Genomic DNA, 12916 nt, shown 5'->3' with positions numbered 1-12916 from the left:
ATTGGCGTTTTTGCGTTTGCCCCTAAGTTATATCGTGTAATGCCTTGGAAATTGACCTTGTGATTGACCTACATCAGAATGTCGTCAAATAATCTCGGGCTTTTAAAATAAATTAAAACATTGTTTTAATTATCACGTTTTATCTTAGTGAATAGAGGTAAACTACGTGCAGTTGTAACACTTATATAGGATCATTGTCGTGTTTGTAGGTAAAACGTCACACCGTGAGTTTGCTGGCTTCTTAGCGCCAGAACTTAAAAAAATCATCGCATCAGTATTGGAACGTTTAGAGACTCCGCTTGAAAATGGCCGTCACGAAATTGATGGTTCCAATGTATTCTTCATGCTGGTGGATGACCACACTCAGCTTTTAGAACAACGAAAATCTGAATGCCATAGCCGCTATTTAGACGTGCAAATTCTGCTTGAAGGTAAAGAGTCGTTTGGCTACAGCCTAACGCCATTTAAAGCTTTGGATGAAGATTTCCTTGCGGAAAAAGATCTCGCATTCAGTGAGCTATTAGAGGAAGAACACTTTGCATCACTTACTGCCGGTGAGTTTATTGTTTTCTACCCTGGTCAGCCTCATCGACCGTTGGTAGCAACGGATAACAAACCGATGCCAGTGCGTAAAGCGATCATCAAAGTGGATAAGTCGCTGTTGTCGTAATTATTCAGCAACTTTAAATTAATAGAACGCCCGCAATCGCGGGCGTTTTTGCAAGCTAATAATCAGTTAACGATTTCAGTTAAATAAAGCGACTTGGCCAGTCAGAGAATATAGCATCGACTTTGTCGAGATGTTGGAAGCGTTCTGCTTCATTGACCGTATAACACCAAATTTGGTATTGGTGTTGTTTCAAATACTGGATGTGCTTTTCAGTGATCCACTTGTAGTTCAGGTTACAGCTGAAGGCACTCACTTCATCAAGCAGCGCTTTGTCTTTTGTCGATAAACGCTCACTCAATACACCCAATTTATAGCCAGAGCAGTGCTGGTGTAGTTCGCGGATGATATCGTGGCTAAAGCTCGACAACACGATCTGCTCTTTAGCGATAGGGTGCTGATCCAATTGCTGTTTGAGTTGAGAAACCACACTGGTGACATCGTGTTTATCCACTTTGACTTCGAGATTCAAACCTAACTGGTGCTGCTGAGCCAGTTCAAGTAACTCATCCAGCGTCATTATGCTTTCACCTGCAAATTGCTCAGAGAACCACGCGCCAAAATCGAAATTCTTTAGCTCTGCAAGGGTATAAGCATCCACGCGACCTTTACCATTACTACAACGATTAATGGTGTGGTCATGACAAACGATAAGTATGTTGTCCTTGGTGGGTTGAATATCAACTTCGACCCACGATAAACCCATATCGATAGCCGCTTGAACACTCACACGAGTATTTTCCGGATAGGTGCCTGCAACACCTCTGTGACCGACAACGATCAGAGACATACAAATTCCTTTATTGAAAACGAGAGCTGAACAGTTCTACGCAACCACCAGTTCGACTTGGTGAGAGTGGCATAACGTCATAAATTCATTGGTGGCTTCATCGGCAAACAGTCGCTTCATTTCTGATAGTTCACCACTAACAACGGGAGCATAGCGCCCAAATTTCGTTTTGTCTGCAACTAACCAACATTGCTGACTTTGTTCGATAATTGCACGCGTAAGCCCTGACTCTTCTGGCGTAAAATCCAGTAATTGTCCTTTATCGTTGAAGCCTCCGACACCGAAAATTCCAATTTTAATATTGAATTGTCGGTAAAAGCGGGTAGTGGTTTCACCCACGGTATCTTCATCGGAAGGGCGAACAGCGCCGCCCGCTAGATAGACAGCAATATTCGGATTGCGGCTTAAGGTTAACGCCGCATTGATGTTGTTGGTTACAACCGTTAGACCGGGATGATCAAGTAGAGCCTGCGCAACGTATTTGGGCGTCGTTCCAATACCGAGAAAAATACTGGTGCCTTCGGGCAGCTCTTTTACCACTCGTTGTGCGATTTTCTGCTTAGCAGAGAGGTTAACTAACTCGCGATTGGTGAATGATAGATTGTCATTTGGACTGGGTAGCGAAATACCACCGTGAACTCGTCGAACCATACCTTTGTCGCTCAAGTCATTCATATCTTTACGAATCGTCTGAACGGACACATCAAAGCGCTGTGACAATAGGTCGCTGGACAACACGCCGTGAGCGTGTTGCAAGTACTCCAAAATCTGTTTTTGTCTGGTAGATAAACTCACATCAATCCTTACGCAATAGCTCGTTTAGCAAGAGAGACAGGGCAGAGACGTTTGCCTTGCTCATCAAACAGATGAAGATTGGTGCGAGAGACCGAAATACTCAGCGGAGCGTTGTTATCCAGATTCATTTCAGGTGTCACGGCAATAAAACTGTCGTCGCTATCTATACTGTTTAGGCTGCCATGAACCAGTTGGTTTGGCCCGAGCGGTTCAACAACATGAATGGATAGTGTAAGTGTAATTGCATCATTACTTGAATTTGAATGCGTAATCTCCGCGTGTTCAGGACGAACGCCCAGCGTGAGATTTTCCATACTGAGACCTTCATACTCAGGAAGGAAGAATTGCTTACCAGCGACATGCAACTGACCATGAACTAAGGATGCGGGCATAAAGTTCATGGCTGGGCTACCAATAAAGCTTGCAACAAAAGTACTCGCTGGTTTGTGATACACCTCGGCAGGGGTGCCAACTTGTTCAATTTCACCCAGTTTGAGAACTACGATGCGATCGGCCAGCGTCATCGCTTCCACTTGGTCATGGGTAACATACACACTGGTTACCCCCAGTTCTCTTTGCAGCTTTTTGATCTCTAGTCGCATGTGCGCGCGAAGAGCAGCATCAAGATTTGATAAAGGCTCATCAAATAAAAATAGCTGAGGATCACGAACGATCGCGCGTCCCATGGCAACACGCTGACGCTGTCCGCCAGACAGTTTTGCTGGTTTGCGGTCGAGGTATTCTTCTATTTTCAGTGTTTTAGCAACTTTTTGAATCTTTTGCTCTATGGTGCTTTTATCAACGCCGCGATTCTTCAAACCATAGGCTAAGTTATTGTATACACTCATGTGCGGGTAGAGCGCGTAGTTCTGGAATACCATTGCAATATCGCGTTTTGCTGGTTTTTCTGTATCCACGCGACGCCCAGCCAAATGTATTTCACCGCTGCTAATGCTTTCTAAACCGGCAATTGAACGTAGGATCGAAGACTTACCACAGCCAGATGGCCCCACGAGTACCAAAAACTCGCCTTCGTTAATGGAAAGGTCTACGCCTTTCACTGCTTGATGGCCATTTTCGTATGTTTTTACTAATTGTTTGATATCTAACATTACGTTGTCCTGCTTAATGCTCGCAGAGCTATGTACGAGATGCATTGAGTTATTATTTTTCACTTTCAATTAATCCTTTAACGAACCAACGTTGGAATATCACCACAACCAATACAGGCGGTAGCATAGCGAGGATGACCATGGCAAAGGCATAGTCGTATCTTGGGCTATTGGTTTCATTGATGTTATTGAGAATCTGTTTGATGCCCATAACTATGGTGTTGTACTGCTCATCTGTGGTCATCATGATTGGCCACAAGTACTGGTTCCAACCCACAACAAACATGATGATAAAGATGGCGGTCATCATCGTTTTCGATAGCGGAAACAAGATATCGATAAAAAATCGAATTGGGCCTGCGTTATCTAATTGCGCCGCTTCCAGCAGCTCATCCGGAATGGTTTTAAAAAACTGACGAAAGAAGAAAGTGGCCGTGGCCGAAGCTATTAAAGGCAGGATTAATCCTGAATAACTGTTGAGCATGCCTAAGCTCGACACCACCTCGTAAGAGGGAATGATTCGAACTTCGAGAGGTAGAAGTAGGGTGACAAAGATCAGCCAAAACCACGCACTTGCATAAGGCAGGCGGAAATAGACCAGAGCATAAGCCGCCATCATTGAAATGATGATCTTACCTATAGCAAAACCAAGCCCCATGATGACGGAGTTGAAGATCATGGTTTTTGCAGTGACATCACCAGTAAAACCAAGGCTTTTGTTCCACGCTTCGCTATACACAGCTGACAGGTTGTTGCCGATATCCCATTGCAGACCTTGGCTCACCAGCACGTTAGGCTCATGAGTTGAACTGGCAAAAATCAACCATAGCGGCAGCAGCATAAACAGAGCGCCGAGAATCAAAATTAAATGATCGGAGAGAGAATTACTTTTCATCAGGTTCCCTTAGTAGTGCACGCGCTTTTCAACAAAACGGAACTGTATAAAGGTCAATGCCAATACCAGTAGTAACAGCACCACAGATTGTGCTGAGCTGCCGCCTAAATCTGCGCCAACAAAGCCGTCACGGTAGACTTTGTAAACCAGCGAAGTGGTTGAGCCTCCGGGGCCGCCATCGGTCAAAGTGTCAATAACGCCAAAGGTGTCGAAGAATGCGTAGGTGAGATTAATCACCAGCAGGAAAAATCCGGTTGGAGCGAGAAGCGGGAAGGTAATGGTCCAGAAGCGTTTGCTGTCACTGACGCAATCCAGTGTTGCAGCCTCTTTTACGGCGTACGAAATCGATTGAAGACCTGCGAGAAAGTAAACAAAGTTCACCGCAACCTGTTTCCACACCGAAACCAAAATGAGTGCCATGGTGGCATCAATAGGATCGGTTTGTACGCTGAATTTCCAACCCAGATGTTCTAAGAAATCAGTAAGAACGCCAATGTGTGGGTTAAATAAGAAACCACCGATGATACCAGCGATTGCCGGTGCAACCGCATACACCCATGTGAGAGTGACTTTATAGGCGCTTTGTCCGTGAATAATGTTGTCGGCTTTTACAGCTAGTAAGAGCGCAATCGCTAGTGACAAAAACGATACTAGGATTGAAAAAATGAGAGTGAATCCGAGTGATTCTAAATAGTCTGAAGACTGAAAAAGAATTTGGTAATTTTCAAACCAGACAAACGTTGAAGACATGCCCCATGGGTCTTCAAGCATGAAAGAGAGATAAACGGCTTTTGCTGCTGGATAAACGAAAAAAATAGCAATAATTGCGATTTGCGGAGCTAGCAAAAAGTAGGGCATTGGAGAGTGAAAAAATTGTTGTCGACGTTCCACAAGCTTTGTCCAATTGATAAAAAGAAATGCCCACTGAGCTAAACATTCAGTGGGCTGATACAGCGTTATTTCACTGTGCGTGCAAAACGATCCAGCAGTTTGTCACTTTCGTCTTCCACTTTGTCCAGACTCGCCTGAACGGTTGAACGACCTGCGAAAATGTTGTCGAATTCACGGTGCATTACTTCACGAATCTGTGGGTAGAAACCTAGACGATAGCCCTTGTTCCATTCACCTGAGGCTAAGCTCAACTGTTTAACGCCCACTTCCGCATCTGGTTGTTCATTGTAGTAACCAGATTGTTTAGTTAGCTCGTAAGCTGCATTGGTAACAGGCACATATCCTGTTGTTTTGTGCCAATACATTTGTACTTCTGGTTTAGTCAGGTAAGCAAAGAAGTTCGCAACACCTTTGTCTTGTTCTTTACTGTGACCACTCATTGCAAATAGCGCAGCGCCACCAATGAAGGTATGAACGCCTTTGTCATTCAGTTTTTCCCAGTAAGGAAGGTAAGTTGTGCCCAGCTCAAACTTCACGCGACTGCGCAGGCCGCCGAATGAACCTGAAGAACCCATCCACATAGCCACTTCTTGACGTTCGAATGGTGTTTGGTTTGCATCCCAGTCACTGCCGTAATACTTGAAGTAACCTTTGTCCGACCACTCTTTAAGTTTGCTGAAATGCATCACCATGTCTTTGGTGTTGAACATGATTTTTGAAGACAGATCTTTATAGCCATTTTCTTTATCAGCTAGAGGTAGGTTATGACGAGACTTAAAGTTCTCGAACATGATCCAAGGCGTGTGTGATTCTGAAAATGCAACATAGCCTTTTGCTTTAAGCTTTTCAGCTAATGCTTCTAGCTGCTCATAAGTCTTAGGTGCTTCGGCACCCACTTTCGCTAAGATATCTTTGTTGTAATAAAGAACAGGTGTAGAGCTGTTAAATGGCATGCCAACCATTTTGCCGTTTTGGTCCGCATAGAAATTGCGAACACCTGCTAAGTAGTCTTGTGCAGAGAATGGGAAACCTGCATCAATCATGATGTCCTGAACAGGTTTCGCTACGCCCGGAGCATTCATAATCGTTGCAGCGCCAGCATCAAACACTTGAAGAATGTTTGGCGATTGGCCCGCACGAAACGAAGCGATACCCGCGGTTAATGTCTCTGTGTAAGAACCTTTAAAGACAGGCGTGATTTTGTATTCGGTTTGCGAAGCGTTAAAGTCCGAAGCGATTTTGTTTACTGTTTCGCCCAGTTGTCCGCCCATTGCGTGCCACCACGTAATTTCAGTCGCTGCAAAAGAAGTTCCTGAAACTGTTGCCGAAAGCAACCCTGCTACCCATAGCTTATTCATTGACTTTATTCCTTGTTAAGTTTCGAACGATACTGTTTGTGTTTCGTTTGATGCTATGGTGGCGAAGAAATGTTTCACCTAGGTGGACGAAAAATGTCACTAAGGTTAAAGATTTATGGAACAGGTGACTTAAATCACATTAATAAACGACAGGATCGCTGCACCAATCTGGATCGTAATGATTGATTGATGAACTATAAAAGAGCGATATTGCAGCCAATAAAGCCATAATATGGCTATATTGCAAAATATAATTGGAATGAATGTTGCTAATACTAGTAAAATCTACAATCCTAAATTTGATCTTGCTAAGTTGTTCAAGGAACGAATATGAAAATTGGTGTTATTGGTGCTGGTGCTGTTGGAGTAGGTATCTGTAACTACTTATTAACCTTAGGTAGTGTGAGTGAGCTGACTATTCTTGACCTCGATGTGAAAAGAGCAGAAGGCGAAGCTTTCGATTTCAGACACACAGCGGCGCTAACTTTCTCTAAAAATACTCGTATTACACCGACCGATGATTACATGGAGTTGATTGGTGCTGATATTGTGGTCATTACCGCAGGTGCACAAATTCAACAAGGCCAGACTCGTATGGACTTGGCTGAAATCAACGCAAAGATTGGTGTCGATATTGCGAAGAAAATAGAACGTGTTGCACCTAAAGCAATACTTATTGTGGTGACTAACCCTTGTGACATTGTCACTCATAGTATTGTGGCGAACACGGGTTACAGTCCTTCGCGCGTTATTTCTGCGGGTTGTGTTATTGATACTGCACGTTTGATGGCGATTGTCGCTCATCGTGTCAACTTAGATCCTAAAAACGTGTTTGGTTACGTGCTAGGCGAACACGGCAGTGAGTGTTTTACACCTAAGAGTTTGATCAGCATTGCTGGGCAACCGGCTGACTACTACTGTGATTCAAACAATATTCCACGAATTGATGCTGATGAACTGTTGGAATCGGTTAAACAAGCAGGGTTTGAAATCTTCAAACGCAAAAACAATACCGTACATGGTATCGCTGCGAGTGTGTTCCGTATCATTCAGGCAATTATGATCAACGAACACTCAGTACTGCCAGTCGGAACACTGTTACGTGGTGAATACGGCTACAAAGATGTTGTTCTGAGCTTACCTGCTGTCATCGGTAAGAATGGGGTAGAGAAGATTCTCATCCATCCATTTACAGAAGAAGAAAAACAGCGTTTGGACGAAATCGCTGCAAACTTACGTAATCAAATGATCCATGTAGCTAAACTTACTGGATTAAGTTACTAAAATAAGCAGATTCTAAAAGGTGGTTCTTGCCACCTTTTTTCATTCCTAACCCCATAACTTATCTCTATTCTCTTTAAACACTTTCCATCGCTGCAAATTCAGCACATATTGTCTATAGCCATAAATTTTGTAAGTAAAAAAGAACGGATATTTCAAATTACAGTTGATAATGAGAGTTTTTATCATTACCATCCCAACACAACAATGCGCTATCTGATTAACATGATGAATTTTCTAAAATCCAGTTTTATCCTTATTTCTGCATCAATAGCTTTGCCCATTCACGCCAATACGCTGGATGATGCAAAAGCGATTCAAAATAAAACCAACGAAGCTTCTGCTGCAAGTCAAAAGAAAATCGACAAGAGTTCAAATTCTGCAATCGAACTGCAGGCTGAAATTGAACAGCTAAGCGAGCAAGTAAAAAACTTAGAAGTGTATCGAAATCACTTGCAGGCTTTGGTGGATAACCAGAAACAAGAAATGGTGAGTCTGGATAAACAAATTGAAGAGATCAAAGATACTCGTCAGGGCATTGTGCCTCTTATGTACCAGATGATTGATGGTTTGCAGACCATTCTTGAGCAAGATAAACCTATCCGTTTACAAGCGCGTACTGATCGTCTTGAGCAGTTAAAGTCTCTTATGCCAAGAGCAGATGTCAGCGATGCTGAAAAATTCAGAAGAATTCTCGAAGCCTACCAAATCGAAATGGATTACGGCCGTAAGCTTGGTTCTTATCAAGGCCAAATTAGCTTAACTGACAATGAGTCAGTCGATGCCGATATTCTCTATCTTGGTCGAGTGGCTTTAATTGCCCGTAATCCAAATGCAACCCAATACTGGACTTGGAATCAAGCTCAGAAGCAATGGCAACCGCTTGAAAGCAGTTATAAATCAGACCTTGATACAGCTTATAGTTTAGCGGCGAAACAAATCGCGCCAACGCTAGTAACTCTGCCAGTGTCACTTGTTAATGCGGAGGCAAACTAATATGAACAACAAATTTGCTCCGTTACTCTGCGCTGCGTTATTGATTGGTGCTAACACATCTGCAGTTGCTGCGACGGATATTGTTAGCCAAGCGAAAACAGAAAATACAGTTCAACGTAATCACGATGCTAAACGTGAAGCGGAGTTCAAGCTTACTGAACAACAACTGAAGGATAAAAAAGCTCAGTTGTTGGCGAAGCGAAACAATCTACAAAGCCAAGCGGACAAACTTTCTGCAGAATTTTCTAAAAATGAAGATTCGCTGGCTCGTTTAGAAGAAAAACTTCGTCTGGAGACGGGGAGTCTCGGCGAAATTTTTGGTGTTGTTCGTCAAAACGCGAAAGAAATCCAAGGGGATCTTTCGCAATCTGTAACAGGTGTTGATCGTCAAACGAATGCTGGCGTGATTGAAGATATCGTTGCCGCTAAATCTTTGCCTTCGATGAAACAGCTGACGGGTTTGTGGCAAGCAATGCAAGAGCAGATCACCGCAAGTGGCGAAACTTCTACCACAAACGTAACCTTGATTGATGGTGAAGGTCGTAAACAAACGGTTCAAGCTACACGTCTTGGTGCTTTTGGACTGGTTTCAGAGCAAGGTTATTTGCAGTGGAATAATGGTCGCAAAGATGCTGTCGCGTATTCGGTTCAGCCTGAAAATGCACCAACACTGAACTCGTTAAAAGCTTTAGAAAACGGCAATGTTTCTTCCGTTGTTGTGGATCCGTCACACGGCATTCTGCTGGAGCAGTTAGCCTTGACGCCTACGCTTGAACAGCGCCTTGAAGCGGGTGGTGTAGTCGGAAAGATCATACTTGTGCTATTGGCTATCGGTTTAGTGATTGCTCTATATCGTGGTGCTTCACTGGCTATTGCTCGACAAAAAATTTCCGCGCAGCTTAAAAATCCACAGCAGCCCGGAAACAATCCGCTGGGTCGAGTTCTTTCTGTTCACGACAAAGAAAAGCATCGCAGCGTTGAAGCTTTAGAACTGCGTCTATTAGAAGCCGTTGTTGATGAACAAACAGGTTTAGAAAAAGGTTTGTCCATGCTCAAACTGCTGGCAGCACTTGCGCCAATGCTTGGATTGCTCGGAACGGTGACGGGTATGATTGAGACTTTCCAAGTCATTACTCAGTTCGGTAATGGTGACCCTAAAGTAATGGCGGGTGGTATTTCGATGGCACTAGTGACGACTGTATTAGGCCTTGTAGCTGCTATGCCATTGTTACTTGCACACAATATTCTAAGTACTCAGGCAGAGAACATCCGCAATATTTTGGAAAAACAGGGTATTGGTTTAGTGGCAGAGCAAGCTGAGCGTGAAAGCAGCGAAACGGGTTCTGCGAAAATGGTCAATGCGGCGTAAGGGTTGAAAATGCAAGCTGACTGGTTAATGCCACTCAATGATCTGTTCTTACCACTGACTGAATTTATGGATCAGGGTGGCGCAGTATTGTGGTGGTTGGCTGCGGTTGTTGCGGTGTATTGGTTGTTGGTTATCGAGCGTATTCTTTATCTGGTGTTTACTTTTCCTAAGCAGCGTAAGAAGTGGATTGAGCAGTGGCATCAACGTAGTGAGCATCACTCATGGCATGCTCACGCCATTAAGCAAGGTTGGATCGGGCAAGCACACATCGCATTAACTCAGAATCTTAATGTTATTAAAGTGATGGTTTCTATCTGCCCAATGCTGGGTTTACTAGGCACAGTGACGGGGATGATCTCAGTCTTTGATGTGATGGCAACTCAGGGCAGCAGCGATCCAAAATTAATGGCGTCAGGTATTTCACTGGCCACACTGCCGACTATGGCTGGTATGGTTGCTGCGTTAGCAGGTATGTTTGTTCATGCTCGTCTAGTGAAAACCTGTCGTCTGTTAGAAATGAAATTAGAAAAATCTTTAAGGAGTCAACGATGAGACTCGGTCGACGTCAATCTCAGCAAGAAGAGGCACAAATAGATCTAACGTCTATGCTGGATATCGTATTTATCATGTTGATTTTTTTCATCGTGACTAGCTCTTTTGTTCGTGAATCAGGCGTGGAAGTTAACCGTCCTACGGCTTCGAATGTGGTTAGTCAAAAAGATGCGGGTATTTTCGTAGCGATTACCTCTGCGAACGACATTTTTATTGATAAACGACAAGTGGATGTAGAAAGAGTACAGGCGACACTAGAGCACCTGCTGCTGGAACAACCTGAAGCTTCGTTGGTGATTCAAGCTGACGAACATGCGTATAACGGAACTGTCGTGCAAGTGATGGATGCAGCCAAAGGTGCAGGGGTTAAAAGTATTGCACTTGCCGCGGAGAAGCGTTAATGCTGCGTTTATTGTTCGCTACGCCGATAGCTGCACTTATCTCTCTCAGCTTGTTCGCATTTATGGCTTGGATGGTTGATAACGGCAATCAAGGTGCACCTAAAGCGAGCCAACCTCTTAGCTTCAACATGGTGATGTTAGAGCAAGAAAATCAAGTGCAACGCAGACAAAGAAGTGTTCCAGAACAACCAGAATTACCAGAGCCGCCGCCAGAATCGCCAGTTTCGCAAAAGCAGACTGCTGTAGCAAACAGTTCTCAGCTTTCGAGTGTTCCATTATTAGGTTTAGATACAGCGATCAATGGTATTGCTATTAATGCACCAACCTTTGGTGATATTGGTGCGAATCAACAAGCGATGCCGCTGCATCGTGTCGAGCCAACATACCCAGCCCGCGCTTTACAAAGGGGCATTGAAGGCTATGTGGTGATGAGTTTTACCATTGACGAAACAGGTCAACCAACAGATATCGAAGTTCTGGAAGCTGAACCTAAGCGAGTGTTTGAGCGTGAAGCGATACGAGCGTTAAGAAACTGGAAGTATCAACCTAAACTGGTAGATGGCAAAGCGGTTACTCAACCCGGACAATCTGTAAAATTGGAGTTTAAGTTAGCCAAATGATGAAACGAATGATCATCTGTCTATTACTGATAAGTTCCGCATCTTGGAGTGTTGCTGCGGAACTGAGTCAGTATGCGGCAAATAAAGCGCTGAAAGCCAATCAGTTGGCGCAAGAGAACAAATTGCCTCAGGCGATTGAAACGCTGAGAACAGCCGATGTTTCGCGAGCTTATGACAAGGCTTATTTTTCTCGAATGCTTGGTGTTTTCTATTGGCAGAATGAACAGCTCAAACCGGCTATCACGGCTTTGGAACAAGCAGTTGAAAGTGGCGAACTCAAAGATGATCAAGGTTGGTTAACAGAGCGTATGTTAGCAGACCTGCTTCTGATGAATCAGCAGTATAAGCAAGCGTTGCCTCATTACTATCAGTTAAGCAAAAACATACCAACGACCCAGAACGCCAGCGAACTATGGTTGCGAATTGGGCAAGTTCATTACCAGATGGAGCAGTGGCAAAAAACACTGGCTGCAATCTCTGAATATGACAAGTTCAAACAACCGGATAGCGTGACTCCACTTTCGGTTAAGTTGGGAGCACAGCTTCAGCTTGAGCGCTGGGAGCAAGCTATTCCAACCCTTAAGAAGCTGATTAATCTGGAGCCACAACGTAGTAACTGGTGGTTGCAACTGGTTAACTTGGAGCTCCGAACTGGCAAGAAAAAAGATGCATTAAGCAGTTTAGGTTTAGCTCAATTGCAAAAAATCGAATTGAGTGATGCGGATTTACGTTTATTAGCTCAGCTTTATGCGCATAACGGTATTCCTGAGCGTGCAGGGCTTGTATTAGAGCACTTGAAAGAAGCGCAAACGAATGTGGATTTAATCACTGAGCGTGCTTATTACTGGCAACAAGCAAAAGAGTGGGATAAAGCAATCGATGCTTGGGCATTAGCTTCTAAATTCGATGCGAAATACCACTGGAATATTGCTCAGATACTCATGCAACAAGCCCGCTATGATGATGCATTATCTGAGTTGGATCATGTAAAAGAGAAGGGCAAACAAGCTCAGGTTGCTTTAGCCCGAACCAAGGCTCTGTATAAACTTAACCAGCTCGAACCAGCATTGATTGAAGCGAAGAAAGCCAACAATCTTGAGCCTTCAGAAGAAGCAAAAAGCTGGATAAAGTATTTAACGCAGCTACGCAAAGTAAAAGACAACCAAACTTCTTAATAGATGGCCTATTT

The 12916-nt window shown here is 43.8% G+C and carries 14 protein-coding genes; 8 read left to right on the top strand and 6 right to left on the bottom strand.

All coding sequences use genetic code 11. The features are described from left to right. The first annotated feature begins 199 nt into the window (after window positions 1-199). Complete coding sequence (locus HKI82_RS10640) at window positions 200-670, top strand: NanQ anomerase/TabA/YiaL family protein (protein ID WP_171137961.1); 471 nt, start codon at window positions 200-202, stop codon at window positions 668-670. Window positions 671-749: 79 nt separating this feature from the next. Here HKI82_RS10640 and HKI82_RS10635 read toward each other — a convergent pair whose 3' ends face one another. The 6 genes from HKI82_RS10635 to HKI82_RS10610 all read right to left on the bottom strand — a co-directional run bounded on the left by HKI82_RS10635 (window position 750) and on the right by HKI82_RS10610 (window position 6508). Further along, complete coding sequence (locus HKI82_RS10635; RefSeq protein WP_171137960.1) at window positions 750-1457, bottom strand: glycerophosphodiester phosphodiesterase family protein; 708 nt, start codon at window positions 1455-1457, stop codon at window positions 750-752. A 36-nt stretch (window positions 1458-1493) separates the two neighbouring features. Then, window positions 1494-2252 carry a DeoR/GlpR family DNA-binding transcription regulator gene (locus HKI82_RS10630; RefSeq protein WP_171137959.1) on the bottom strand — a complete coding sequence of 253 codons (759 nt, stop codon included), beginning with the start codon at window positions 2250-2252 and terminating at the stop codon, window positions 1494-1496. A gap of 8 nt (window positions 2253-2260) precedes the next feature. Then, window positions 2261-3409: a sn-glycerol-3-phosphate ABC transporter ATP-binding protein UgpC gene (gene ugpC, locus HKI82_RS10625; RefSeq protein ID WP_390632436.1), complete on the bottom strand. Its 1149-nt coding sequence runs from the start codon at window positions 3407-3409 to the stop codon at window positions 2261-2263. Window positions 3410-3416: 7 nt separating this feature from the next. Continuing rightward, the gene (gene ugpE / locus HKI82_RS10620) at window positions 3417-4259 is read right to left on the bottom strand and encodes a sn-glycerol-3-phosphate ABC transporter permease UgpE (protein ID WP_171137957.1); all 843 of its coding nucleotides are present in this window, start codon (window positions 4257-4259) and stop codon (window positions 3417-3419) included. Window positions 4260-4268: 9 nt separating this feature from the next. Next, window positions 4269-5150 carry an ABC transporter permease subunit gene (locus tag HKI82_RS10615; RefSeq protein ID WP_171137956.1) on the bottom strand — a complete coding sequence of 294 codons (882 nt, stop codon included), beginning with the start codon at window positions 5148-5150 and terminating at the stop codon, window positions 4269-4271. A 65-nt stretch (window positions 5151-5215) separates the two neighbouring features. Next, entirely contained in the window at window positions 5216-6508 is a 1293-nt protein-coding gene (locus tag HKI82_RS10610; RefSeq protein WP_042482264.1) for an extracellular solute-binding protein, read from the bottom strand. 330 nt (window positions 6509-6838) lie between these two features. On the opposite strand from HKI82_RS10610, the gene HKI82_RS10605 reads away from it, so the two are divergent. From HKI82_RS10605 to HKI82_RS10575, 7 genes are all read left to right on the top strand, one after another. Then, the gene (locus HKI82_RS10605) at window positions 6839-7792 is read left to right on the top strand and encodes a lactate/malate family dehydrogenase (RefSeq protein ID WP_102942003.1); all 954 of its coding nucleotides are present in this window, start codon (window positions 6839-6841) and stop codon (window positions 7790-7792) included. A gap of 225 nt (window positions 7793-8017) precedes the next feature. After that, window positions 8018-8785, top strand: a complete 768-nt coding sequence (locus HKI82_RS10600) for a DUF3450 domain-containing protein (protein WP_171138019.1) — start codon at window positions 8018-8020, stop codon at window positions 8783-8785. A gap of 1 nt (window position 8786) precedes the next feature. Then, the gene (locus tag HKI82_RS10595) at window positions 8787-10154 is read left to right on the top strand and encodes a MotA/TolQ/ExbB proton channel family protein (protein ID WP_171137955.1); all 1368 of its coding nucleotides are present in this window, start codon (window positions 8787-8789) and stop codon (window positions 10152-10154) included. A 9-nt stretch (window positions 10155-10163) separates the two neighbouring features. Beyond that, a complete protein-coding gene (locus HKI82_RS10590; RefSeq protein WP_171137954.1) occupies window positions 10164-10706 on the top strand; it encodes a MotA/TolQ/ExbB proton channel family protein in 543 nt (180 codons plus the stop codon). Continuing rightward, window positions 10703-11107 (top strand): ExbD/TolR family protein, encoded by a 405-nt coding sequence (locus tag HKI82_RS10585; RefSeq protein WP_042482271.1) that lies wholly within the window; start codon window positions 10703-10705, stop codon window positions 11105-11107. Before HKI82_RS10590 ends, HKI82_RS10585 begins: the two co-directional genes overlap by 4 nt. Beyond that, entirely contained in the window at window positions 11107-11727 is a 621-nt protein-coding gene (locus tag HKI82_RS10580) for an energy transducer TonB (RefSeq protein WP_171137953.1), read from the top strand. The genes HKI82_RS10585 and HKI82_RS10580 overlap by 1 nt, the downstream gene beginning before the upstream one ends. Beyond that, a complete protein-coding gene (locus HKI82_RS10575; protein ID WP_171138018.1) occupies window positions 11727-12902 on the top strand; it encodes a BTAD domain-containing putative transcriptional regulator in 1176 nt (391 codons plus the stop codon). Before HKI82_RS10580 ends, HKI82_RS10575 begins: the two co-directional genes overlap by 1 nt. The last annotated feature ends 14 nt before the right edge of the window (window positions 12903-12916 follow it).

It is taken from the genome of Vibrio plantisponsor (assembly GCF_013041605.1).
In the GTDB taxonomy this organism is placed as follows: Bacteria; Pseudomonadota; Gammaproteobacteria; order Enterobacterales; family Vibrionaceae; genus Vibrio; species Vibrio plantisponsor.
Note: the sequence above shows the minus strand (reverse complement) of the source record. Positions and strands in the feature narration are given on the sequence as shown.